The organism is Candidatus Endomicrobiellum cubanum (assembly GCF_031278955.1).
GTDB classification, from domain to species: Bacteria; Elusimicrobiota; Endomicrobiia; order Endomicrobiales; family Endomicrobiaceae; genus Endomicrobiellum; species Endomicrobiellum cubanum.
Genome location: NZ_JAITJM010000024.1, coordinates 22,575 through 46,763, shown reverse-complemented (window position 1 = coordinate 46,763; position 24,189 = coordinate 22,575). Strand labels below are relative to the sequence as shown.

Annotated in this window: 26 protein-coding genes and 1 pseudogene; 2 read left to right on the top strand and 25 right to left on the bottom strand. The window is 32.5% G+C overall.

What is annotated here, in order from left to right:
* Positions 1–20: 20 nt before the first annotated feature.
* From frr to rpsB, 4 genes are all read right to left on the bottom strand, one after another.
* Entirely contained in the window at positions 21–581 is a 561-nt protein-coding gene (frr, locus tag LBD57_RS02345) for a ribosome recycling factor (protein ID WP_373469736.1), read from the bottom strand.
* Between the two features lie 129 nt (positions 582–710).
* A complete protein-coding gene (gene pyrH / locus LBD57_RS02340) occupies positions 711–1,430 on the bottom strand; it encodes a UMP kinase (protein WP_373469735.1) in 720 nt (239 codons plus the stop codon).
* Positions 1,431–1,432: 2 nt separating this feature from the next.
* Positions 1,433–2,032 (bottom strand): translation elongation factor Ts, encoded by a 600-nt coding sequence (gene tsf, locus LBD57_RS02335; protein ID WP_373469762.1) that lies wholly within the window; start codon positions 2,030–2,032, stop codon positions 1,433–1,435.
* Complete coding sequence (gene rpsB, locus LBD57_RS02330) at positions 2,029–2,817, bottom strand: 30S ribosomal protein S2 (protein WP_373469734.1); 789 nt, start codon at positions 2,815–2,817, stop codon at positions 2,029–2,031. Before rpsB ends, tsf begins: the two co-directional genes overlap by 4 nt.
* A gap of 361 nt (positions 2,818–3,178) precedes the next feature.
* Between rpsB and LBD57_RS02325 the strand changes: the two genes are divergently transcribed.
* A complete protein-coding gene (locus LBD57_RS02325; protein ID WP_373469733.1) occupies positions 3,179–4,531 on the top strand; it encodes an MFS transporter in 1,353 nt (450 codons plus the stop codon).
* A 35-nt stretch (positions 4,532–4,566) separates the two neighbouring features.
* Entirely contained in the window at positions 4,567–5,760 is a 1,194-nt protein-coding gene (locus tag LBD57_RS02320) for a carbohydrate porin (protein WP_373469732.1), read from the top strand.
* Between the two features lie 125 nt (positions 5,761–5,885).
* Here LBD57_RS02320 and LBD57_RS02315 read toward each other — a convergent pair whose 3' ends face one another.
* The 21 genes and pseudogenes from LBD57_RS02315 to LBD57_RS02215 form a co-directional block, all read right to left on the bottom strand.
* Complete coding sequence (locus LBD57_RS02315; protein WP_373469731.1) at positions 5,886–7,103, bottom strand: ATP-binding protein; 1,218 nt, start codon at positions 7,101–7,103, stop codon at positions 5,886–5,888.
* Positions 7,104–7,373: 270 nt separating this feature from the next.
* Positions 7,374–7,805: a hypothetical protein gene (locus LBD57_RS02310; protein WP_373469730.1), complete on the bottom strand. Its 432-nt coding sequence runs from the start codon at positions 7,803–7,805 to the stop codon at positions 7,374–7,376.
* Positions 7,806–7,874: 69 nt separating this feature from the next.
* Complete coding sequence (locus LBD57_RS02305; protein WP_373469729.1) at positions 7,875–8,351, bottom strand: cytidine/deoxycytidylate deaminase family protein; 477 nt, start codon at positions 8,349–8,351, stop codon at positions 7,875–7,877.
* Between the two features lie 24 nt (positions 8,352–8,375).
* Positions 8,376–8,963 carry a ribosome biogenesis GTP-binding protein YihA/YsxC gene (yihA, locus tag LBD57_RS02300; protein WP_373469728.1) on the bottom strand — a complete coding sequence of 196 codons (588 nt, stop codon included), beginning with the start codon at positions 8,961–8,963 and terminating at the stop codon, positions 8,376–8,378.
* A gap of 1 nt (position 8,964) precedes the next feature.
* The gene (locus LBD57_RS02295; RefSeq protein WP_373469727.1) at positions 8,965–9,675 is read right to left on the bottom strand and encodes a Bax inhibitor-1/YccA family protein; all 711 of its coding nucleotides are present in this window, start codon (positions 9,673–9,675) and stop codon (positions 8,965–8,967) included.
* A gap of 1 nt (position 9,676) precedes the next feature.
* A complete protein-coding gene (locus LBD57_RS02290; RefSeq protein ID WP_373469726.1) occupies positions 9,677–10,120 on the bottom strand; it encodes a bis(5'-nucleosyl)-tetraphosphatase in 444 nt (147 codons plus the stop codon).
* A gap of 1 nt (position 10,121) precedes the next feature.
* Positions 10,122–11,423, bottom strand: coding sequence for a competence/damage-inducible protein A (locus LBD57_RS02285; protein ID WP_373469725.1), 1,302 nt, complete (start codon positions 11,421–11,423; stop codon positions 10,122–10,124).
* Between the two features lie 4 nt (positions 11,424–11,427).
* The gene (gene thrC, locus LBD57_RS02280; protein WP_373469724.1) at positions 11,428–12,492 is read right to left on the bottom strand and encodes a threonine synthase; all 1,065 of its coding nucleotides are present in this window, start codon (positions 12,490–12,492) and stop codon (positions 11,428–11,430) included.
* Positions 12,493–12,610: 118 nt separating this feature from the next.
* Positions 12,611–13,387 (bottom strand): phosphoribosylformylglycinamidine synthase I, encoded by a 777-nt coding sequence (purQ, locus tag LBD57_RS02275; RefSeq protein ID WP_373469723.1) that lies wholly within the window; start codon positions 13,385–13,387, stop codon positions 12,611–12,613.
* Positions 13,388–13,757: 370 nt separating this feature from the next.
* Positions 13,758–14,879: a Fic family protein gene (locus LBD57_RS02270; protein WP_373469722.1), complete on the bottom strand. Its 1,122-nt coding sequence runs from the start codon at positions 14,877–14,879 to the stop codon at positions 13,758–13,760.
* A gap of 675 nt (positions 14,880–15,554) precedes the next feature.
* Positions 15,555–17,915: a phenylalanine--tRNA ligase subunit beta gene (gene pheT, locus LBD57_RS02265; RefSeq protein WP_373469721.1), complete on the bottom strand. Its 2,361-nt coding sequence runs from the start codon at positions 17,913–17,915 to the stop codon at positions 15,555–15,557.
* Positions 17,916–17,927: 12 nt separating this feature from the next.
* Positions 17,928–18,313, bottom strand: a pseudogene (locus tag LBD57_RS02260) (SDR family NAD(P)-dependent oxidoreductase).
* A 5-nt stretch (positions 18,314–18,318) separates the two neighbouring features.
* The gene (locus LBD57_RS02255; protein WP_373469720.1) at positions 18,319–18,717 is read right to left on the bottom strand and encodes a hypothetical protein; all 399 of its coding nucleotides are present in this window, start codon (positions 18,715–18,717) and stop codon (positions 18,319–18,321) included.
* Between the two features lie 22 nt (positions 18,718–18,739).
* Positions 18,740–19,759, bottom strand: coding sequence for a phenylalanine--tRNA ligase subunit alpha (gene pheS / locus LBD57_RS02250; RefSeq protein WP_373469719.1), 1,020 nt, complete (start codon positions 19,757–19,759; stop codon positions 18,740–18,742).
* 157 nt (positions 19,760–19,916) lie between these two features.
* Positions 19,917–20,210 (bottom strand): tetratricopeptide repeat protein, encoded by a 294-nt coding sequence (locus LBD57_RS02245; RefSeq protein ID WP_373469718.1) that lies wholly within the window; start codon positions 20,208–20,210, stop codon positions 19,917–19,919.
* Positions 20,211–20,258: 48 nt separating this feature from the next.
* Positions 20,259–20,960 carry a TrkA family potassium uptake protein gene (locus LBD57_RS02240; RefSeq protein ID WP_373469717.1) on the bottom strand — a complete coding sequence of 234 codons (702 nt, stop codon included), beginning with the start codon at positions 20,958–20,960 and terminating at the stop codon, positions 20,259–20,261.
* Between the two features lie 10 nt (positions 20,961–20,970).
* Positions 20,971–22,278, bottom strand: coding sequence for a TrkH family potassium uptake protein (locus LBD57_RS02235; protein ID WP_373469716.1), 1,308 nt, complete (start codon positions 22,276–22,278; stop codon positions 20,971–20,973).
* Positions 22,279–22,286: 8 nt separating this feature from the next.
* The gene (gene rplT, locus LBD57_RS02230; RefSeq protein ID WP_373469715.1) at positions 22,287–22,634 is read right to left on the bottom strand and encodes a 50S ribosomal protein L20; all 348 of its coding nucleotides are present in this window, start codon (positions 22,632–22,634) and stop codon (positions 22,287–22,289) included.
* A 32-nt stretch (positions 22,635–22,666) separates the two neighbouring features.
* Positions 22,667–22,867, bottom strand: coding sequence for a 50S ribosomal protein L35 (gene rpmI, locus LBD57_RS02225; protein WP_373469714.1), 201 nt, complete (start codon positions 22,865–22,867; stop codon positions 22,667–22,669).
* A 96-nt stretch (positions 22,868–22,963) separates the two neighbouring features.
* Entirely contained in the window at positions 22,964–23,488 is a 525-nt protein-coding gene (infC, locus tag LBD57_RS02220; RefSeq protein ID WP_373469761.1) for a translation initiation factor IF-3, read from the bottom strand.
* Positions 23,489–23,779: 291 nt separating this feature from the next.
* Positions 23,780–23,977 carry a hypothetical protein gene (locus tag LBD57_RS02215; RefSeq protein WP_373469713.1) on the bottom strand — a complete coding sequence of 66 codons (198 nt, stop codon included), beginning with the start codon at positions 23,975–23,977 and terminating at the stop codon, positions 23,780–23,782.
* Between the last annotated feature and the right edge of the window lie 212 nt (positions 23,978–24,189).

The following is a 24,189-nucleotide window of genomic DNA, read 5'->3' as shown; positions in this document are numbered from 1 at the left end:
TAGATACCCCCCCCCCCTTCTTATACTTGCATAACTTCTTTTTCTTTTGCTGATATTAACTCATCTATTAATTTTATAAAATTATCAGTTATTTTTTGAGCTTCTGCCTCAGACTTTTTTCGAACATCTTCTGTTATAGTTTTATCTCTTTCAAGCTTTTTAATATTCTCAAGTAAACTTCTTCTTTCATTTCTTACAGCTACTCTAAAATCTTCAGCCATTCTGTTAATAGATTTCGCTATCTCTTTTCTCCTATCTTCTGTTAAAGGAGGAACATTAATACGTATAAGTTTACCATCATTAACAGGTGTCATCCCTATATCAGCTTTAAGAATAGCTTTTTCTATAACACCTAATTGAGAAATATCCCATGGCCGTATTTCTATTGTCTTTGCATCAGGCAAACTGACACCTGCAACTTGATTAATAGTCATAACAGCACCATAACTTTCAACTTTAATATTTTCTATAACAGCAGTACTTGGCCTTCCTGTCCGAAGAGAAGACAATTCAGTTTTCAATCTATCTATAGTTTTTTTCATAGCTTCTTGCGACGCTGAAAAAAAACTTTGAACTTGCATTTTAACCCTCCACTATTATACAAGCACTATAATGCCTATCCTTACCACACTTTTTAGACAATGCTGCATTTAAAAACTTGTATTTATATAGATAAACCCTGCGTTTTTTGCCTTGCTTTGTCAAAAAATTCACGACAATTTATACTCATTAGAGTTTTTAGAGATGCTTGTACCTATTTTTTCCCCACATAAAACTTTTTTTAAATTTCCGTCTTTGTAAAAATCAAAAACAATAATAGAAATATTTGTTTGCTCACATAAAGAAAATGCTTGACTATCCATGACTTTTAACTGCTTATTTATTGCTTCTTTAAAAGTTAAAAAATCATACTTTATTGCACCCTTATCTTTTTTTGGATCTGCGCTATAAACACCGTCAACTTGAGTAGCTTTAAGTAATACGTCCGTTTTTATTTCTGCAGCCCTCAAAGCAGCTGTAGTATCTGTCGTAAAATATGGATTTCCTGTGCCACCAGCAAATATAACAACATAACCGAGCTCAATATAATTTATAGCTTTCTCTACACTAAAATCTTCAACAAAACTACTTACACCACTTGCACATAAAACTATAGCTTTTATTTTGGCTTTTAGTAATGCTTCATTTAAAGCTAACGCATTCATAACCGTAGCAAGCATTCCCATTTTGTCTGCAGTAACTCTTTCTATAAATTTTCCAACTCCTCTCCAAATGTTTCCAGCTCCAACAACTATGGAAAGCTCTACACCTCTAGAAATGGCATGCTTTATTTCTTCTACAGTTCTTAAAAGACACTTTTGACTAATAGAAGAACTCCCATCGCAAAAGGATTCTCCAGACAGTTTTAAAAGCACTCTTTTTGAGCGCATATTTATTCTTCCCCTAGTTTAAATCTTGCAAATCTTTTGATTACAATATTTTCACCAATTTTTGCTATGGCCTTTGTAACTAAATCTCTTATTGTCTCTTTTCCTGACATATCTCTCATATAAATTTGGTCATATAAACATACTTGACTATAGAATTTTTCAATTTTGCCTTCTATTATTTTATCCCAAACTTTCTCGGGTTTACCTTCTTCTTTAAGTTGAGCTTTATAAATCTCTTTTTCTGCCTCAATAATACTTGATGGTACTTGATCTTTAGAAACATAAGTAGGCGAAACTGCAGCAACTTGCATTGCAATTTCTTTAACTAAAGATTGAAAATCTTCGGTTTTTGCAACAAAATCTGTTTCACAGTTTACTTCAACTAAAACTCCAAGAGTACCGTTACCATGTATATAAGAATATATCAATCCCTGTTTAGCCGCCCTGCCTGCTTTCTTAACAGCAGAAGCCATGCCCTTTTCTCTTAGCCATTGGCAAGCTTTTTCTATATCATTAGAAGACTCTTTAAGAGCATTCCTACAATCCATTATACCTGCACCTGTCATTTCTCTTAATTTTGTTATAAGTTCTGTTGACATTATTTCACTTCTCCTTGAGCAACATTTGATGATTCTTCCACTTCTGTTTTTTCTCCATCTGTAGGTGTAGAATCAGTTATTACTTGCCCTTCATCTTTTTTTTCTCCAACACCCTTCCCCTCTAAAACTGCATCTGCAACAACAGAACAGAAAAGCTTTACAGCTCTTATGGCATCATCATTCCCTGGAATTGGGAAATCAACTAGATCTGGGTCACAGTTGGTATCACAAACTGCAACAACAGGTATGTTTAACTTTCTTGCTTCTAAAACTGCTGTTGATTCTTCATTAGGGTCTACTACAAACATAAGACCTGGCAAAGCAGACATATTTTTTAAACCTTCTAAAGATTTCTCAAGTTTGATTCTCTCTTTTTCAATTTTAGACTGTTCTTTCTTTGAAAGAAGATTAAAGACACCCTCTTCTTTCATTTTTTCTATTTCTTTATATCTTGCAATAGATTTTTTTAATGTTTCAAAGTTTGTTAAAGTGCCACCCAACCATCTTTCCGAGACAAAGTACGCTCCACAACGAAGAGCTTCCTCTTTAATTGGTGTTTGAGCTTGTTTCTTTGTTCCTACAAATATTATACCCCTGCCTTCTGAAACAAAATCTCTTATAACTTTATAGTTTTTCTTTAACTCTTTTAACGTCTTTTGAAGATCTATAATGTGAATTTTGTTTCTCGTACCAAAAATAAACTTAGCCATTTTTGGATTCCATCTTCTAGTTTGGTGGCCAAAATGAACACCAGCTTCCAACAAAGCCTTCATCGTAATGTTTGCCATACTACTCTCCTTTTGTTTTTACTGCAATTAAGCAGTTCCGTTTTAAGACGCTTATTATCCGCCTTACGGCTTCCACAGCTTTACATCTCTAAAACCCAAAATAGGGAACTTTTAGCAATCCAGTTGTGTGCTCATTAAAACATCTATAAATATCTTAGCAATTGTATCAAAATCTCAAAACACTTTTCAAGTTATTAAAAATACATGAAACTCTTTAAATAATAAAATTCACATTTTTTTTTCATTCAGGTTTTTGTTCTTTTGTATAATATAATAGGTAATTAGATTAGATTCCATACCATACTTGCAAAATCAACAGGCTTTGCAAAATGTAAACGATAAAACTTAGGAGGGACATTAAATGCTGTCAAAGTTCATTAATTGGATGAAACCATTGCCTGATTCTAAAACACCTATCAGTGATGACAAACAAATTGCAAGGATGTACAGGAAATGGCGTATAAAAATGTTCTTTGGTATGTATGTTGGATATGTTATGTACTATTTTACACGTAAAAACATATCTTATGCAGCACCTTCTTTTATTACAGAGCTTGGTATCACAAAAATGGAGTTTGGAATTCTAGGTTCCACTATGTATGTAACATACGGAATTGGCAAGTTTCTAAGTGGCATGCTTGCAGACAAATGCAACATTCGTACATTTATGGCTTTTGGATTGATTGGCTCTGCAATAATTAACCTTTTCTTTGGCTTCTTACCATCCTTACCATTATTAACGTTTTTTTGGGGAATAAACGGTGCTTTACAATCTATGGGGTTTCCTCCTGTTGCTAAAGGTCTTGTTTATTGGTTTTCTCCAAGTGAAAGAGCTACAAAGTGGACATTGTGGTCATCTGCCCATACAGTAGGGACATCTTTAATAGGTATTGTAGCAGGTTTTTGTATTGCTACCGGTCATTGGAGAGCTGCATTTTATTTCTCTGGTGTTGTAGCCCTTATATTGGGGGTGTGCCTCCTTTTCACATTGACAGATAAACCATCCTCTATTGGGTTACCTACTGTTGAAAAGTATCGCAATGATTTCCCACCTGCAAAGAAACAAAGTAACCTTTCACACTGGCAAACACTAACAAAGTATGTTTTTTGTAATCCGTTTTTATGGTCACTTGCTATAGCTTATATATTTGTTTATTTTATACGTTTTGCAACATTAGATTGGAGTACAGTATTTATGGTAGAAAGAGGCATAGCAAAAGATAAAGCTGCTTATTTGCTTGTATTTATGCCTTTTATCGGTACTCTGGGTGGAATTGCTGCTGGATGGATATCAGACAAATTTTTTAATGGACGTTGTACTCCAACAAACTTAATATTTTTATTTTGCTTAATTTTTAGCTTATGGGGAATGTACCATTTTACACATGTAAACACTCCTTGGTGGCTTGTTGGTCTATTTTTAGCTTTAGTAGGTTTTTTTGTAGATGGACCTCAAAACCTTGTTGGAGGAGTACAAGCTTCTCGTGTGACTGTGCAAGAATCTGTCTCTGCAGCTTGTGGTTTCACAGGAATGTTTGGATATTTAGGAGCATTTCTTTCTGGTATTGGCACTGCTTACCTTATTGAAAATTGGGGTTGGCATGGAGTATTTGTAGCTTGTGGAGTTTCATGTGTAATTGCAATGCTGTTTGTTTCATTAACTTGGAGAAAAGAAATTTTGCATAGTTTAAAAGCAGAAGAACAAAAAGTTTAATATAACTACTTTTATAATATAAATGGAGGTTTGAATTGAAAGGCTTTATAAAATCAACATTATTAGTCACTGCTTTTATTTTAATTGGTATTACTGTAAAAGTATTTTCAGCAGATTCGTTAGCAGAACAATTTGGCATTAAATTTAAGGGTGGCATAACTACTGTTGTTCAAGATTCTCCTAAAGAAAACATAACAAATGATGTAGAAGGAGCGTCTGCAGGCGTATACCTTGTTGATTTAACATTAGAAAGAAATTTTGAACATAACGGTAAAATTGTAGTCCAATTAAAAGGCGGCAGAGGTAAAGGGCTTAATGATAAAATAGAGACATATGCTATGGTTAATGCTGTATCTGACCCTAGCTTAAATGACGCAGCAGACACACTTGCTAAATTTACAAAGGCATACTACCAACAATCTATACTTGACGACAAGCTTACTATAGATTTTGGAAAACTAAACTTTAACTCATTCTTTGCAAGCAATAAATATTCTAACGACAGCGATTCTCAATTTATCACCTCAATTTTTACTGGAGACAAAATAGCAGAAACTCCTCCTCAGCGTTTAGGCTTGGCATTAGCTTATGGTATAGCTAAAAACTTTAAAGTTACTTATGCTTATTTTTCACAAGACATAGATCACGTAGATTCCAGCGGAGTTAATACAGTACAACTTGCATATTCTCCTTCTAACCGTTGTAATCTACTTTTTTATGCTTGGGGCAATAACAAAAATCATTATTCAATAGCAGATCCAAATATAAAATCAGGGATTTATGGTTTTGGTATTAGCGTAGACCACGAACTTATTGACAATGTAGGTATTTTTGTAAGGACTTCATATAAAGATCCTTCTGTTTCAGTACTTAAATCCTCTACATCAGCAATAACACCATCAGAGATGAAACTGCAACCATTTGCGTCTTGGGATACTGGAGTCCAAATCAGTGGGAACATTTGGTCTAGACCTACAGACGTTGTAGGTTTTGCAATAGGTCAAATGTATACTTCAGAATACTATACAAAACACAATAAACATCACTTAGATTATAACTACAACGACGGTGCAGAAACCGAAATGGAAATATATTACAATTTTGGCCTCAAGAAATATAATATTGCAATTACACCAGCTGTTCAATATTTTATTAATCCTAAAGGTGGAAATGCAGTAGTAAAAGATAATATAGTTGTTGCAGGTATAAGAACAAGAGTTGTTTTTTAAGTATTGCCTAGTCTAATTAGAACCTGACTTGAGCTTTTTAACGAAAAAAAGGGGGAATCACTCATAAAAAAGGTGGTTTGGGGGAACCCTAATGGTCAAGTCAGGTATTAGTATTTATTTTCAAGTCAAATATACCAAACAGGAAGAGCATAAACGCCTGAGTAAATTGCGAATGGTTTATCGCAAAGACAGATAACCGCGCCCTGGTCAATTTTAGCAATAGCGCTTAAAAATTCAAACGCAGGTATATCTTGCTTAGTAGGATTGGATTTTGATTTTATTTCAGTCGGGTATAAAACTCCACCTATTTCAATTATTAAATCAATTTCTCTTTGATTTTTATCTCGGTAGTAATATAAATTATTGGGCTCTAATCCTGCATTATAATAACTTTTCAATATTTCGCATATAACAAAGTTTTCTAAAAAGTCACCTTTTTTTGCTCCGCTTTTTAAAACATCTTTTGTATCCCAATGGGTAAGATAAGCGACGAGTCCCGTATCTAAAAAATATAACTTTGGCGTTTTAATTGCCCTATTTGTTCTGTTATTATAATATGGACGAAGTAAATAGATTATATTTGAACTTTGCAAAATAGATAGCCAGTGCTCTGCAGTAGGATGAGAAATGCCAACATCGCGGCATACATCATTTAAATTTAACATATTGCTTATACGTGCTGCTAAAACTTCCATAAATTTTATAAACTTCAGAGAGTTGCCCACTTGAGCGAGTTGACTAACATCTCTCTCTAAATACGTGTTCATATAATCTGCATAGAACTTTTTCCAATCTAACTCTTCTGTATACATCTGTGGCATACTACCTTTGTGTATTAAATCCCAAATATCACAAATAGGAGTTGCTGTTTCTCTCCTACGAGCTTTATAGCTACTCGTTGGCAAGAATGGTTCTTTAAAATTATCATTTTGAAGTTCACGCATAGATAGGCCTAGCAACTCAAATATTGAAACTCTACCTGCCAAACTTTCTGCCATATCTTTCATCATATTAAATTTTTGAGAGCCGGTTAGGTAATACATATTTTTTTCTTTTGCTTTGTCAACTTCAATTTTAATATATGACAAAATTTCAGGTGCTCGTTGCACTTCATCTATAAAAATAGGCGCTTTATTATCAGCTATAAATAAAGCAGGGTCTTTTTTTGCTAAAAATCGCAACCTTAAATCATCAAGCGTTAAATTAGGGATGTTTGGCACTAAATTTTCAAGCATAGTGCTTTTTCCTGTTTGTCTTGCCCCAGTTACGGCAATAACACCTTTAGCAAATTTTTTATCTTTTAACACATTCTGTAAGTGTCGATAAATATATCCTTTCCTCATCTCAACCACCTCTATGCACAGTATAAACTATTTCAAGTAAAACGTCAAGACTATTTTTAAGCTTAACTTTAAAATAGACAGAAAGCATTCTCCTGATTTGACCGTTTTAACGAAAAAAGGAAAAAACACTCATAAAAAGGAAGGTTTGGGGGAACCCTAATGGTCAAGTCAGGTTCTAAAATAATCTCTTTTTGAGACCTTTTGGAATAAAAATTAGCTAATAAAAAAGGACGTACTTTTAAAAGTACGTCCTTTTTTATTTTATCTTGCTTATTTCTCTGAATTCATTGAAGCTTTATCATGTGCTTTTGCTATTCCTTCATGACTTACATAAAAATCTACCTTATCGTCAATATATTTATTTCTATCAGCCTTAATATCTGCGAGCTCTTTTTCAAGTTTTTCTATAATTTTTTTATTTTTATCTATTATAGCTTTCTTAAAAGTTGCATTTTTGTCTAAACTAGATTTTATTAACTTTTTTATGTCTTTTTTTATCGATTCTTTATCTTTTTCTCCTGCTGCTTCATATTTTAATAACAAAGCATCCAATTTTTTTACATACTGCGTTTTATCCTTTATCAGAGCTTCCATCTTGGGATCATCTTTCCCCATTTTATCCTTATGATGACCAGCAGTAGATACTATAGAATTACATAAAAAGAACCCGCAACACAAAACTAGCAAACTGATCTTTTTCATAAAAACCTCCACCTTTTATTTTACGGGTCTGTCTAAAAACTTTAAAATTTTTAGACAGACCCTTTAAGCTCACTTAACCTGAGCTATTGTCAAATCTTTAAGATGTAATGTGGAAAATTCTATATTTACCTCAAAAAAAAGTTTTCTAAAAGTGTCGTCTGGATACTCAATATCTGCAACTACTTTTTTAATACCTGCATTTACTATCATTTTTGAGCATAAAACGCAAGGAGAATGCGTACAATAGAGAATAGAATCTTTTATATTTATCCCATTGTAGCCCCCCTGAATAATAGCGTTTTGTTCAGCGTGTATTGCTCTGCATATTTCATGCCTTTGCCCTGAGGGGATTTTTAGTTCATTCCTTAAACAACCTTTTTCTAAACAATCTTGTGTAGAAGTGGCTGCTCCATTGTATCCTGTTGTAAGAATTCTTTTATCTCTTACAATAACAGCTCCAACATGATGGCGCACACATGTTGACCGTTCTGCAACAAGCCAAGCAAGTTTTATAAAATAATTATCCCAACATGGACGTTCAGGCATATACCTATCCTTTAGAGAGGGCCTTTACTTTAGAGCTAAAAATTTTGTTATATCTAATTGCAATTTTTCAAATCCGCTTCTTTTTTTAGCGCTTACCATAAATACGCTTTCTGGCTCTATTTTAAAAAGTTCTCTTGTTTTAGTGTTTATTTCCTCTTTAGACACTAAATTTAACACTTTATCACACTTATTAACAATGATTCTAAATGGTATCTTATGAGCTTTTAGCCAATCAACCATATTAAAATCTAACTCTGTAGGGCCTACAAAAGCATCTATAATAACATAAACTGTTTTTTTGCTTTTCCTTTGAACTATACACTCTTCTATCATTTTGTTCCAAAGTTCTTTTTCTTTAAAGCTTACTCTTGCAAAACCATAACCTGGCAAATCTATAAGCCATTTTTTCATCACTATACTATAAACATTTATACTTCTTGTCCTGCCTGGAGTTTTTGAAGTTCTTGCAAGATTTTTTCTAAAACACAAAGCATTTATAACACTACTTTTACCGACATTAGATCTCCCTACAAAAATAACCTCTGCAATACTTTGCGGCAAAGTTTTTGCGGCAGAAGTTGCCATAAAAAACACTGTTTTATTTAATGCCACATCAATCTCTTAGTTTGCTTAAAAGTCTTAGCATCTCAAGGTAAAGCCATACTAGCGTTATCATAAGTGCAAAAGCACTGTACCACTCCATGTATTTAGGAGACCCTTGTTGAGACCCTTGTTCTATTAAATCAAAGTCTATAATGAGGTTTAAAGAAGCGACTGCAACTATAACCAAACTTATAATTATACCAAGCCCTGAAGAATTATGGATATAAGAAAAACTTCCAGCACCAAAAAGATTTAAAAGCAAATCTAAAACATACACCAAACATATAGCAAGTGTTGAAAATATTACAACTTTTTGAAATCTCGGCGTAGCCCTAAGCATACCCGTTTTATAAGCTGCAAGCATACAAAATAATACGCACATAGTTAATAAAATTGCGTTTATAACAACACCTGGATAAGACTTTTCAAAAGATAAAGATATCGCACCCAAAATTAACCCTTCACATATTGCATATAGCGGAGATAAAAAAGGTGCATACTCTTTTTTAAAAATCGAAATCATAGCTATAACAAACCCAGCAATTAACAAAGGTACAAGTAATGGCATAATTATACCTGGATGTGTCCAAGAATAAAACGCACTGGCGCTAAGCAACACCCAAAGAATTATACTTTTATTTATTGTGCCTGAAACTGTCATAACATCATTACTTCTTATTGGCGAATCAAAAACACTGTTTTTTAAAAGCGGATTACTCATATTAATTACCTCCTGTAATTTTTTTATAGGCTAAACTTAAAATCTCTTTTGAATTATGAAATAAAAGTAATTTCTTTGCTTCTTGAAAATTTACCCACTTACTTTCCGATATTTCACTTCTATCATACTCTACAACTTCCTGGCCAGTTGAAAGAGCAAGAAAATATATTACATGTTTTTCTATTTTGTATCCCAATTTCTCTGTTTCTTCATTATCTATTATATAAATATCTTCTTGCCTAAAAGTGTCATCAAATTGAAGTTGCTTTATTCCTGTTTCTTCAAAAATTTCTCTAATAGCAGTTTCTTTTTCTGTTTCGCTGTTTTCCATGTGCCCTTTAGGCAAACCCCACCTATTCCCCTTAACAGATTTTACAAGTAGAAAAACAGGACTAGCACTTTTTATTTTATATACTATTGCCCCACAAGAAGTTTCTTTAACCATCTCAATTCCTATCTGAGGACCTATCTAAAACCCCTAATTTAGTTAACCGTCTCCTAAGCAAATCCAAACTTGTGTTTACAGCATACCTTCTTATTTGTTCTCTTTGACCACTAAAAACAAACTTAAAAATTTCTGTTCTTCTTTTACTAGAAAGTCCAATATATACAAGTCCTACCGGTTTATCTTTCTTAGCCCCTCCAGGGCCTGCAATACCTGTCACTGATAATGCATAGTCTGTATTTGAAAGTCTTAAAACTGCCTCTGCCATCTCTTTAGCAGTTTGCTCACTTACAGCTCCAAAATTACTGATGGTGTCTTCTTTTACACCTAACAACTTTATTTTTGACTCATTAGAATATACTACCATAGCACTTTTTAAATATAAAGAGCTTCCTGGAATATCAGTAATTGCAGAAGCTATTTTTCCTCCTGTACAAGATTCTGCAAGCGAAATAGTTTTTTTCTTTGCAATTAGCAATCTCCCGACTACAGACGCTAAAGTATCATCTTCAAAACCAAAAATATTATCTTTTAAAATATTAGAAAAACCTGACTTCAATTTATTTATAATTTCATCTATAAAAATCTCGTCCCGTCCTGAAACAGAAAATTTAATCTTCACAAAAGAATCGTTAGCTAAAATACCAAAATCAACTGCACTATCATAGCCAAACCTTGCTCCATCTATAACAGGTTTTATAAGTTCTTCAATTTCAGACTCTGCAAGCCCAAAAACACCTATACAAGCACATTTTCTTATGCCTACAGAATAACTTTTTAAAAATGGTTCTACGTTATCGTTAAAAATCCCTTGCATTTCTCTAGGAGGACCAGGCAACAAGAACAAAGTTTTTCTAACACTTTTATCATTATCTTTAAAGTCAAAATGTAACATCTGACCAGGAGCTGTACCAAATCTATTTTCTAAGATTTTGGCAGATTTAATAATATTTGCTTGTTTTTTATTAACTTCAGGAAATACTTTTCCTCTTTTTAAAAAATACTTTTTTATATTTTCTAAAACTCTTTCATCATTATAGACTGGAATATTTAAACATTCTGCCACACTTTCAACCGTTATATCATCAAATGTGGGGCCAAGCCCTCCTGTAATAATAATAATGTTGCTTCTAGATATAGCGCTGTTAAAAACTTTCTTTAAATCCTCTTTTTTATCACTGACCTCTGTTATTAAGCATAACTCCTGACCTATACTGCAAAGTTTAGAACCAATAAAACCAGCATTAGTATTTATTGTTCCGTTTAAGAGTTCACTGCCTGTACAAATAAGTTCAATTTTCACAAAATTAAAACCCTATAGCCTTTACGACTTCATTTATGTCTGACTTAACTTTTTTGGGCTTTTGGGTATTAACAATCGCATTACCAGGATCTTTTAAACCATGCCCTGTAAGTATGCATACTACTTGTAAATTTTGCACATCTTTAAAGTATCCCTTCTTTACATATTTTATAAGACCAGCTATAGGTGCTGCTGAAGCTGGCTCACAAAAAACACCTTCTCTTTTAGCTACAAGCCTATAAGCAAACAGAATTTCTTCATCGGTAACTTTATCTATAACCCCTTTAGATTCGTCGCGAGCAAATTCTGCAGTTTTCCAAGAAGCAGGATTACCTATCCTTATAGCAGTAGCTACTGTTTCTGGTTGTAAAACAGGACGCCCTTCCACTATTGGAGCTGCTCCTGCAGCTTGAAACCCCATCATTTTAGGGAGGCCATACTTTTTAGGATTCTCATTATTTAACTCTTTGTAACCTTTCCAGTAAGCTGTAATATTGCCTGCATTGCCTACAGGCATGAATTGGTATTCTGGGGCTTTATCTAAACTTTCACATATTTCATAAGAAGCTGTTTTCTGGCCTTCTATCCTAAAAGGGTTTACTGAATTAACTAGAGTAATAGGGTATTTAGTACTTAACTCTTTTACAATGTTTAGAGCTTTATCAAAGTTTCCATCTATTTCCAAAACTTCAGCGCCATGCATAAGAGCCTGAGAAAGTTTGCCCAAAGCAATTTTTCCCTCAGGAATTAACACTACACATTTTATGCCGGCCCTTGCTGCATATGCAGAAGCAGAAGCAGAAGTGTTACCAGTAGAAGCACAAATAATTGCCTTACTGCCACTTTCAACAGCTTTAGACACAGCCATCGTCATGCCTCTATCTTTAAAAGACCCTGTTGGATTTAGACCTTCAAACTTAAAATATATTTGACCTTTAAATCCAATTTCTTTAGCCAAATTTTTTGCCTGTATTAACGGTGTGTTCCCTTCACAAAGAGACACAATTGGGGTCTTTTCATTTATCGGTAAATATTTTCTGTACTTTTCAATTAAACTTATATAATTCATCGTTAAAATTCCCTTTTATTAAACAATTTTAATGTATCATTTAATAATACAACCTCTCTTTTTTTACTGCCTATTTATTACTGAACACTGAGTTTACCTAATATCAATGCCATCTTCATTATGATTTTACAGCATTAACTGCATTTTGGAAAATAATTTTTCCCCAACCGTATTCACCATCAAGTCCTTCTCTACAAGGATGTTGTAATGATAAAACATATCTTTCAGGATGAGGCATAAGACCAAAAACATTGCCTTTTTTATTGCAGATTCCAGCTATATTTTCAATTGAACCATTTGGACATAATGGATAACTTGCCTCTTTGCCATCTTTTGTAGAGTATCTAAACACAACTTGATTATTTTTATTCAATATTTCAAGAAGTTTTTTATCTTTGGGAATAAACTTCCCCTCGCCGTGCGCTATAGGCAAGCTTATAATTGATGCAATGTTTTTTGTCCAAATACAATTTGATTTTTCTTCCATTTTTAAATAAACCCAACGACATTCAAATTTATCTGAATCATTATAAAAAAGTGTAGATACTTGCTCAAAAAGTTTAGGTTCTGGGAGAAGACCCATTTTAGCTAAGACTTGAAACCCATTACATATACCAATAATTGGTCTCTCACTTAAAGCAAATTTTTTAACTTGATCTCCAAGCTTATTTTTAACCTCATTAGCAAGTATTTTCCCAGAGGCTATGTCATCCCCATACGAAAAGCCTCCTGGAAAAGCTAAAATATCGTAATTTAAAATCTTATCTTTATTATTTGTTAAAAAGTTTATATGAAGCCGCTCAACAGCTGCCCCACAAAGTTCAAATGCACTTTGAGTTTCTAAATCACAATTTGTGCCCGCTGTTCTTAAAATAAGTACTTTTACCCTTTTCATATCTTACCCTAATTACAACTTCAACAATATTAAAACTATCTTTTCTTCAAATATATAACTAATTTAATAATACTTCTTTTCTTCTTATTATACTTAATTTATTTATTCTTTTTACTTTATTTTAACCTTTTTTTATCTTTTTTAGACAACTTCTTACTCTTTCACAATTACTTTTCTTTTTATTCCTTTTAATAAATATTATACTATTTATAAAATATTAACCTGGACACTATATAAACGATTTAAGTTCGAATCCTCATAGGACAACTCTTTCTTACTACTAAATAATACTATTTCAAAAACAAAAGCAATCATGTGAACTCAATCTATTCACGGGATTGTTTTTGTTTATGTAAGTTTTAGTTTAGATTTATAGAGTTTCTTTAAAATCACAAAAATCCTGTATTACATAGTGAGTTGAGCGGGCAGAACCTTTTTTAACTAATATTCCTTTTCTTATCAAACCTGCTATATCCCTTGTTGCAGTATCTTGAGATGATTTTGTTATTTTTGCCCATTTTGACGTTGTAAGATCTCCTTTAAAATCATCAAACATTTTATTAAGCATTTTTATTTGACGCTCATTTAGTAATTGAGCCTTATGCCTCTTCCAAAACTCAGTTTTTTCTAAAACAGATTTCAACAAAATTTGCGAAGAGTCTATAGCCAAAATTAAATTTTCTAAAAACCATTGAATCCAAACCGTAATATCTAATGATGATTTTTGCGTAATTTCTAATACTTTATAATATGATTTTCTTGCTTTTTTTATTTGGGACGACATAGAATAAAATCTTTCTGAAGAATTTTGGCTTCTTGCAAGCAACATATCGCTTAAAGTTCTTGCGATTCTACCATTGCCATCTTCAAATGGATGTATAGAAACAAACCACAAATGAGCAATTGCAGACTTTAAGATTAAATCTATACCCTCTCTTTTGTTATTTATATATACAATTAAATTTCTCATTTCCTTCTTTAAAACATTTGCACAAGGCGCTTGATAATGAACTTTTTGTCTGCCCACTGCACCGGATACTACTTGCATAGGACCTTTGTTATCATCTCTATATGACCCAGTTTTAATTTTATATAAACCACTAAACCCTCCGGGGAACATTGAGGACTGCCAACCAAATAAACGATTTTCTGTAATAGGTTTATTATAGTTTTGCATTGCGTCTAGCGTCATTTCAACAACACCTTCAACATTGCGATCAATATTGATGTTAGATTCAATCTTTATTCCAAGTTTTCTAGCTATTGATGAACGGACCTGTTGCGTATTTAAAAATTCCCCCTCTATTTCATTTGATTTTATAATATCTTCTGTTATGGTATTAAGAAAAGCTTTTTCTTTAATATCAAATCCCAAAGAATCCATTTTGCCTAAGAGGTATGCTTGCCTCGATTTAACTTTAACAAGCAATTTGGCAATTAGTTCTTTATTCCATATAAAATTTGGCCATTTTGGATTTTGATAGATATACATTTTATCTCCGCATTTTATGCGGAGATTTTAGCGCATTATCTCCGCAAGGTCAAGTCCGTATAAGGGTTCCTGAGGGAGGGGTATAGAGAGCCCCTGTGAAATCATTTCTTTTTATATACAATTCAATTGTAGCTTTTTATAAGGAGCTGTCTATGTTACAAGATTTTCCTTGCTGTTTAAGAGATTCCTCTCTTCTCTATTAAATCAATTTTTAACTATTTCGTATCAAAACATCAAACAAAATTCCATAAATATTTTTATTTCAATATTTTGGCTATGCCGTTTGTGACTATTAACGGCAAAAAAACATTCAAAAAGGAGATTGGTATGACTTATCTACAACCCTGTTTGGACTCTTTCATCTTTTTTGTTTTTTGTACAGCCACATTTTGCGCGCCTATAGCTACAAGCGCACAAAACTCAAGCCAGCCTCAGGCTAAGTAGTGCTACTTTCAGAAAACCCAATGCTTCTGCAAATACTTCTGCTTCTGGACGTGCACATTTTGTCGATAGGCATTCTAGAGCATCAGGAACACTTTCTTCTAACCTGACTTGACCGCTTTAACGAAAAAAAGGAGGAAGGGGGGGGGGGGGGAACCCAAAAGGTCAAGTCAGGTTTCAAAAAAACAATCCCGTGAATAGCTGAATTCACGGGATTGTTTTTTTGATGTAAGTTTAGTCCCTAAGTTTGACTTGCAGGTTTTTATCTAATTTTTCTAAAAGATGTATCATGTCTTTATTAACTTCTGCATCCGTTAAAGTTTTGTTATCGTCTCTATATAATAACCTAAGTGAATAACTTATTTTACCCTTGCCGATTTTTGTTTCATCTGTATAAACAGAAAACAAAGAGTAGTTTCTTAAAATGCCGTTAGATTTCATAACACCTTTTATAATACTTTCTATTTCATTAAAAGGTAATCTTTTATCTGCAATTACAGAAATATCTCTCCTTACTAAAGGAAGTTTTGAGAAACTTTTATATCGTATAACTTTTGAATTTTTATCTTTTTCTATAGTATCTATATCCATTTGACAGTAAAAAATTTCGTCTTTTAGATCTTCATTTATAGATGGACTTAAAATACCAAACTGGCCAATAACTTGACCTCTGTATATTATGCTTGCTGTTTTGCCTATATGATAATATTTTGCAGGAGTTAAATTTTGAACAATCACAAAATCTTCTGATAAAATATTTTTTATTACACCGCCTCCAAAATAGAAATCATATTTTGGACTGATTTTTTGCTCTTCCCATTTCCACCATTCTTGCCACACTCTGCCATAAGCAATTAATGAAAAGTTTTTTTTCTCACCTAATTCATTAAAAACTTTCCCAAATTCAAATAAAGTAACTGATTCTGCACATTGGCTAATATTTAACATCAAATTTTTATAAAGTCCTGGAAGTAAAGACGGCCTTAGAACTTCGTTTTCTTTAGATACAGGATTCATGATTTTATATGAGTATTGTAAACCAAACTTTTCTAGTTCCTTAATTTCGCAAAAACTACAATTTAAAGCTTCGTTAAACCCAAGTCCGTTTAATTTAACTCTAAAATTTTCTACAGTCTTACCAATAAAAGATTCGTTTAAAGTTGACGAATAAGTTGCCTGTTTCCTTTGTAAAGGAATAGTATCGTAGCCTTTAATTCTTACAATTTCTTCAACAAGGTCTACTTCTTCTTTTATATCGTTACGCCACGATGGAACCGTGCAAAATATAATCTCTCCTTTTGACTCTAAATCTATGCCTAAGTATCTTAAAATTTCTATTATTTCATCTTCATTTATTTTGTAGCCTAAAACTTTAAAAACCCTATTAATTCTTAAAGCTATACTCGTTTTTTCGCGTTTAACATTTTGAAGATCCTCTCGTGCTTCAATTTTGCCGCCAGCAATATCAGATATAAGATTTACAGCTCTCCAAAAAGCTGTTTCGGCTATGTCCCAACTTAAACCTCTTTCAAACCGATAAGAGGAATCACTAGATAAATTTAATTTCCTTGAAGTCTTTCTTATAGATACACTGTCAAAAATAGCACTTTCTAAAAATACTGTCTGTGTACTTACGTCAATTCCAGAATATTGACCTCCCATTACACCAGCAATTGCAACAGGTTGTTTATCGTCTGCTATAACAAGCATATCAGAAGAAAGACTATACTCTTTGCCATCTAAAGCTGTAATTTTTTCAGACTCGTTTGCAGCTCTTACAACAATATTTTTAGAAGATAACTTTTCTAAATCAAAAGCGTGTAGAGGTTGCCCTAACTCTAGCATAACATAATTTGTTATATCAACAATATTGTTAATTGACCTAATACCACTTTTTTCTAAAATATCTTTAATCCACTTAGGGGACTCTCCAACTTTAATATCAGAAATTACACCTCCTATATAACGCAAACATAAGTTAGACTTTACTTGGACACAATTTAAGCCTGAAACATTAAAAGTCTTTATTTTAGGGATTGTAACAATCTTTTTAAGTTTTGCACCAATTTCTCTTGCCACTCCAAGATGACTTAAAACATCTCCGCGGTTTGGAGTTATCTCTATATCAAAAATAGAGTCTGAATCACCTAAAACGCTTTCTAAAGTACTACCTATTTTTGTTTTATCATCAAGAATGTAAATACCTTCTGATTCTTTGCTAATCCCAAGTTTTTTTTTGGAGCATAGCATTCCTTCAGACTCTATGCCTCTAATTTTAGATTTTTTTATCTGGAAATTATTAGGCAGTACTGCTCCTACTTTTGCAAGAGGGACAACTTGCCCTACAGATATATTTTTTGCTCCACACACTATAGTATACTCTTTTGTGCCGTCACTTACTTTACACAAAGAAAGTTTATCAGCTTGAGGATGCTTGTTTATATCTAAAATTTTGGCAGTAACCACATTTGGCCAGTTACATGTATTTGAAATAACAGATGTTTCTATTCCTATAGAAGTGAGTGCCCAAGCAAATTCCATAGGTTCTAAATCAAAACTTACAAAACTTTTAAGTAAATTATATGATACTTTCATTTTTTATCCCTTTTAAAGAGCATGGCCACCAGAAACTTTTATAACTTGACCTGTAACTTGCGCGCCTTGCTGTGACGCTAAAAACAAAATGACGTCTCCTATGTCTTGTAGTTGTATAAGTTTACCTGTTGGAATTAAAGGCAAAACGGACTTTTCAAGATCTTTATCTATCCATCCTGTTTGAGTTGGCCCTGGCGCAACTGTATTAACTGTTATACCTAATTTGCCAACCTCCATTTCAATGCTTCTACAGCAGATTTACTTGCTCCATAAGCAATTTGGCCAGCAAAAATTTGCGCTGAATCTGTACTTAAATTTATAACTCTTCCGTAACCATTACTTCTTTTTACAAACTCTTGCGTCATAAGAAAGACTGCTTTTACGTTAACATTAACTATTTCATCTATCGTCTTGTCATTAATGGATAAAATATTGTGTCATTTTCACTACACATGGCTGCATTGTTTACAAAAATTTCAACATTGCCAAAACGTTGCTCTATAATGTTAAATATATCAGTTATATTATCTTTTTCTACACTGTCTCTTTCAATAATCAAGTAATTATTAGTAAATTGCTTTATTTGCTCTTCAACTTCAGCTGCATCACATGATAAAGCCTTATGATATTTATTAAAACCATTCTCTCTAGTTTCATTTTCATTAAAATGGAATTTCAACTTCTTATAAACACAAACAACTTTTGCACCTGCTTTTGCTAAACTATTTGCAGTGCTGGCTCCTATTCCCTGAGGATTATTCACTCCCGTTATAAGAGCAACTTTATTATTTAAATCTAGCATATAAAACTCCAAAAAATATATATTAAAATTGCTTTAAAAATCTTAAATCATTTTCATAAAATAAACGTATGTCATCTATACCATACTTAAACATAGCTATTCTTTCAACACCAATTCCAAAAGCGTACCCTGTATATTTTTCACTATCATAATTAACAGCTTTTAAAACATTCGGATGTACCATCCCACAACCTAACAGCTCTATCCAACCAGAATTTTTACATATCCTGCAACCTTTACCTTTACAAAAAATACATTGCATGTCAACTTCAGCTGACGGTTCTGTAAATTGAAAATACGACGGCCTAAAACGTATGTCTACATCTGTGCCAAAAAATTCGTGTGTAAAGTCTGACAAAACTGCTTTTAAGTCAACAAAAGTTATATTTTCGTCTACAGATAGACCTTCAACTTGGTGAAAAGTTGCCGAATGTGTTGCATCTGAAGCTTCATTCCTATAAACTTTACCTGGAACAATTACTCTTATAGGTGGTTTTTGGGTTTCCATAACATGAATTTGGCCTGGAGAAGTATGCGTCCTAAGAAGTTCTTTCATGCCGACAAGATAGAAAGTATCTTGGACATCTCTTGCAGGATGATTCTGAGGGATGTTTAAAGCTTCAAAGTTGTACCAATTTGTTTCTATTTCAGGCCCTTGCGCTATAGAAAAACCAAGCGATTTAAAAACAGAACTAATATCTTGTATCGTTTGTATTATAGGATGAAAACTGCCTTTAGTAAAAGGGAAATAAAATTTGTTTGAATAATCGAGCTTTTCTTTTTGCATTTTTTCTTCTAATATTTCTTTTTTTAATGCTTCTTTTCTTAGTTCTATTTCAGTTTCTATAATATTTTTTGCTTTATTAGCTTCTTGTCCTATTCTTTTTTTATCATCAACAGAACAATTAGATAAAGATTTTAAAATTTGAGTTAAAACTCCACTTTTGCCTGAATATTTAACTTTTATACTTTCAATAGCTTTTAAATCCGCTTCTTTTATTTGTAAAATAGCTTCTTTAATAATTGATTCAATATTGTTCATCTACAAACCTCATTTTAAGGATTTCTCTAAAAACTTGCGTATAATTCTTGTGAATTTTTGGTAATGCATGGCAAAAATGCAGAACTATCGTGCATAAGCACAAGTTTTTAACGCAACAGTGGCGAAAAAGGCACAGTAAGGGTTTTAGAGAGAGTCTTTAACTCTTATTTTCTATGCCAATAAGTTTATCGAGCCTATCTTTTACTATCTTGTACTCAGAATTAATTGATAAAGCTTTTGAGTACATCTCTTTTGCATCATCTATTAAATTAGAACTTTCTTTAATAAGTCCTATATTATAATAGGCTTCTGCATTTGCAGGATTTATTTCTAAAACCTTTTTAAATTCCGAAACTGCTTCATCATACTTATTGTTTAAAAAATAAAATTTACCAAGTTCCATATAAGTTGCTTCCAAAGGAAGATTTGTCTTTAAATTTTCTGTGTTCATCCATTATACGGGTCTCTGTAAAAAAGCTAGCACACATCCTTATAGTTTTTAGAGAGCCCCCTCCTTTTTTATTTTTGCTAAAGATTTTTCTGATCCAACAACAAATAAAACATCGTTTTGATTGATTTCGTCAGAGGGCCCAGGTACCATATTAACTTCCTCTTTTATATCACTTTGACCATCATCGTTAATTATGGGCACTCTCTTTCGTATAGCAATAATATTTATACCGTAATTGGTTCTTATATTTGAATCTTTTATAGTTTTGCCACACATAGATTTTGGAGCTACCAACTCAGCCAAATTATAATCTTTAGAAAGCTTTATTTGTTCTAAAATATTTGGCGTTACTATGCTTTCTACAAGTTTTTTTGCCATTTCAAGTTCTGGATAGACAACAGTACTTGCTCCAAGTTTTACAGCAACCTTTGAATGCCAGTTACTTGCAGACTTAACAATAACATTCTTAATCCCAAGTTCTTTAACTATTAATGTCGCTAAAATGCTTGTTTCTATACTTTCCCCTATAGATATTACTACACTGTCACAATCTGCAACACCTGCTTCTAACATGGCCTTTTCATCTGTTGCATCTACAACTAAAGCTTGTGTGACCAATTGACTTATTCTGTTAACTATCTCTATATTAATATCAATAGCTAAAACTTGAATACCCTTGTTTGCAAGATCTATTGCAACATTATATCCAAAAGTACCTAGCCCAATAACGGCAAATTGCTTACTTTTCATCAGGACCTCTTTATCCAACTAAAATCCTTCCCTCTGGATACTTTACATTTTTCTTTTTACAACCAGGTTCTAACATGAGTATAAATAACGTAAGTATGCCTATCCTGCCTACAAGCATAGCAATAATAATATAAATTTTACTTGCTAACGACAACTCTTCTGTAATACCCAAAGACATACCGACTGTAGCTAACGCTGAAACTACCTCAAAAACAACAGCAATTGGTCTTAAATTATCTTCATGTAAAATAACAACTGCAGAAAACAAAAATATTAAAGCAAAAAATATAATAAAAATTACCAATGCCTTTTTTATTAAGTCAAAAGGAATACTCCTTTTAAATAAAACATAGTCTTCATCACCAACAAGAACACTTTTTACAAATATAAATACGAGAGCAAGTGTAGTAACCTTTACACCACCGGCGGTACTGCCAGGAGCTGCACCTATAGACATGAGCAGTATTATAACAGACTCTGTAAACTCGTTAAATAAGTTTACTGGCACGCTGCAAAATCCAGCCGTTCTAGAACTGATTGCTTCAAAAAAAGAATTGTTGATTAAATAAAAAATTCCGTGTCCGCCTGCTGCCTTTGAAAACAAAAATACAATAAAAGCACAAACAGTAATAATTAAAGACATAAAAAGTACAACTTTTGTATGTATAGATAAATGCAATCTCTTTTCTTTATAATAATCATAAATATCTACTATAACAAAAAAGCCTAGCCCCCCAAGTAGTATAAGAATAGAAATAATATAGAGTACTATAGGATTTTGCGAAAAAGATGTCATACTATTGTTAAAAACACTAAATCCTGCATTACAAAAAGCCATTACTGAATAAAATATTCCTAGGTATACTGACTTTAAAAAAGAGAAATCTCTTAAAAAAACTACTGTTAAAGATACAGCTCCTATAAATTCTATCCCCAAAACAAAAAGCACAGCCTTTAATAAAAGCTTCTTTAGGCCGTTAAAAGAAGAAACTTCAAACATTTCTTGCATTATCCGTCTATCTTTCAATGCAATCTTGCCTAACAACAAAGTTAAAACAGTGGAGACAAACATATAGCCCATTCCACTAATTTGTACTAAAAGCAATATAATTATCTGCCCGAATTTAGAGTAATATTCTCCAATATTTACAATTGAAAGACCTGTAACACAAACAGCAGAAACACAAGTAAATAAATTATTAAAAAAAGAGTGTCCCACCACAGAATTAGAGGTAGCAGGTAAAGATAAAAGAACCATGCCTACTGCTATAAGTCCAATAAAAAACAGTATCAATGTTTTTGCTGGAGAATACTTCATTATTTATACTATGCTGACTTTGCAATTTCTACTAGTTTTTTAAATGTAGGACTGTCATTTACTGCTATTTCTGCAAGTACTTTTCTATCTAAAGCTACATTAGCCTTTTTAAGACCTGACATAAACCTATTATAAGACATACCTTCTTGTCTTACTGCAGCATTTAAACGAACTATCCAAAGCGTTCCGAAATTAGCTTTATTGTCTTTTCTTCCTACATAAGCATATGCAAGAGATCTTTCTACTTGTTGAATAGCCATTCTCCAACGGTTTTTCTTTGTAGCATAAGAACCTTTTGCTAATCTAAATATTTTTTTCTTTTTTTGTCTTGTATATACAGCACTTTTAGTACGCATTTAAAATCTCCTTGGATTGTGTAGGAATACTATCAAAAATTATAAGGCATAACCTTTTTTATAATCTTCATATCTGATTCTGATACGAGCACAGCTTTTCTTGATTTTCTGTTTTGGTTTCCAGAGTCGCCTGTTAAAAGATGTCTCTGGCCAGGTTTTTTATACTTGGCTTTACCTTTCCCTATAATTTTAAAACGTTTTTTTGCGCCGCTATGCGTCTTCATTTTAGGCATTACTTTCTCCATTGCTTTAAACAGCTATTCTATAACTGTTAAAAACTAATAATATTATTTTAGTCTTTACTTTACTTTACTTTACTTTACTTTACTTTACTTTACTTTCTTCTTTGGGCCCAGTGTCAAAAATATTCTTGTACCCATAGAAGAAGTTCTACCTTCTGCTTCTGCTATATCAAACAAAGATTCTTTGATTTTATTCATCACTTTAATACCTAAATCTTTATGCTGCATTTCTCTACCAGAAAACATTGCTGTAATTTGGACCTTATTTCCATCCTCTACAAAACTTCTGGCATGTTTAATCTTTACTTCTAGGTCATGTTCCCCTATATGAGGTCTTATTCTAACTTCTTTTATTTGAGAAATTTTTTGTCTCTTTTTTGCTTCTTTATCTTTTTTTTCCATATCATACTTAAATTTAGAAAAATTAACTATTTTGCACACAGGCGGACTTGCCTGCGGAGAAATCTCAACAAGATCTAGATCTAAAGATTGAGCCTTGGACAAAGCCTCAACTGTTTTAACTATTCCTAACATGGTTCCATCAGAGTCAATGAGTCTTACTTCTGGGACTCTAATAAATTGGTTTATACGAAATTTTTTGTTTTCGACGATTCCCCCTCTTGTCTCTTTGTAGTATATTTAGAACTTTCTAAAAACCCGAACTACAGACAGTTTTGATAAAAAAATCAGGGCAAGATATTATCCGCCCCGTAAAATGTAAACTAAATATTATTCAACCTTTTCCCTTTGAAACATTAGCTTGGTGAAGGTGAGCCGGGACGGCTTCTTTATATAATGCCTGAATTAGTGTATTATTCTATAATAACTATATATTTTTGTCAAACAAAAAGAAGGCCGCTTTTATTTTTTAAGTGGCCTTCTTTAAACAATGATTTAAAATTTTTATTCTGCAGATTGAACATTTGATGTTTCTGTCGCTGTCCCTGCTGCCTGAGAAGTGCTTGTCTCTACTTCTACAACTTGTTCTTCAACTGCTTCTTGAGATGGTTCCTGAGCTTGTTCTCCTTTATTGCTTGAACAAGATACCAAACCAAAACTCAAAAACAACGACAATGCTGCTAAAAACGAAATCTTTCTCATATTATATCTCCTTATTATATTGTAACTTCATGGGGCAAATTTTATATCTTTTTTTTCTTTTTTGCAAATATTTTAATTTGTAAATTTATATACAAATTTAAACAAATCAATTTTAAGGTTCCCCTTATCTTTCTTTTTTATGAATAATTCCTTTCTTTTCAGCTTTTACTGGTCAAGTCAGGTTCTATGTAAATTAATATGCATTTGTCTAG

Bases quoted from the DNA above. Each gene is read 5' to 3' on its own strand.
- LBD57_RS02215 (WP_373469713.1), bottom strand. From the start codon at position 23,977: ATGAGAAAGATTTCGTTTTTAGCAGCATTGTCGTTGTTTTTGAGTTTT.
- purQ (WP_373469723.1), bottom strand. From the start codon at position 13,387: ATGAAAAGGGTAAAAGTACTTATTTTAAGAACAGCGGGCACAAATTGT.
- LBD57_RS02290 (WP_373469726.1), bottom strand. From the start codon at position 10,120: ATGGTTAAAGAAACTTCTTGTGGGGCAATAGTATATAAAATAAAAAGT.
- LBD57_RS02270 (WP_373469722.1), bottom strand. From the start codon at position 14,879: ATGTATATCTATCAAAATCCAAAATGGCCAAATTTTATATGGAATAAA.
- rpmI (WP_373469714.1), bottom strand. From the start codon at position 22,867: ATGCCTAAAATGAAGACGCATAGCGGCGCAAAAAAACGTTTTAAAATT.
- LBD57_RS02325 (WP_373469733.1), top strand. From the start codon at position 3,179: ATGCTGTCAAAGTTCATTAATTGGATGAAACCATTGCCTGATTCTAAA.
- LBD57_RS02240 (WP_373469717.1), bottom strand. From the start codon at position 20,960: ATGAAAAGTAAGCAATTTGCCGTTATTGGGCTAGGTACTTTTGGATAT.
- LBD57_RS02315 (WP_373469731.1), bottom strand. From the start codon at position 7,103: ATGAGGAAAGGATATATTTATCGACACTTACAGAATGTGTTAAAAGAT.
- LBD57_RS02245 (WP_373469718.1), bottom strand. From the start codon at position 20,210: ATGAACACAGAAAATTTAAAGACAAATCTTCCTTTGGAAGCAACTTAT.
- frr (WP_373469736.1), bottom strand. From the start codon at position 581: ATGCAAGTTCAAAGTTTTTTTTCAGCGTCGCAAGAAGCTATGAAAAAA.
- rpsB (WP_373469734.1), bottom strand. From the start codon at position 2,817: ATGGCAAACATTACGATGAAGGCTTTGTTGGAAGCTGGTGTTCATTTT.
- LBD57_RS02295 (WP_373469727.1), bottom strand. From the start codon at position 9,675: ATGAGTAATCCGCTTTTAAAAAACAGTGTTTTTGATTCGCCAATAAGA.
- pyrH (WP_373469735.1), bottom strand. From the start codon at position 1,430: ATGCGCTCAAAAAGAGTGCTTTTAAAACTGTCTGGAGAATCCTTTTGC.
- thrC (WP_373469724.1), bottom strand. From the start codon at position 12,492: ATGAATTATATAAGTTTAATTGAAAAGTACAGAAAATATTTACCGATA.
- LBD57_RS02310 (WP_373469730.1), bottom strand. From the start codon at position 7,805: ATGAAAAAGATCAGTTTGCTAGTTTTGTGTTGCGGGTTCTTTTTATGT.
- pheS (WP_373469719.1), bottom strand. From the start codon at position 19,759: ATGAACAATATTGAATCAATTATTAAAGAAGCTATTTTACAAATAAAA.
- LBD57_RS02305 (WP_373469729.1), bottom strand. From the start codon at position 8,351: ATGCCTGAACGTCCATGTTGGGATAATTATTTTATAAAACTTGCTTGG.
- LBD57_RS02255 (WP_373469720.1), bottom strand. From the start codon at position 18,717: ATGCTAGATTTAAATAATAAAGTTGCTCTTATAACGGGAGTGAATAAT.
- LBD57_RS02235 (WP_373469716.1), bottom strand. From the start codon at position 22,278: ATGAAGTATTCTCCAGCAAAAACATTGATACTGTTTTTTATTGGACTT.
- rplT (WP_373469715.1), bottom strand. From the start codon at position 22,634: ATGCGTACTAAAAGTGCTGTATATACAAGACAAAAAAAGAAAAAAATA.
- pheT (WP_373469721.1), bottom strand. From the start codon at position 17,915: ATGAAAGTATCATATAATTTACTTAAAAGTTTTGTAAGTTTTGATTTA.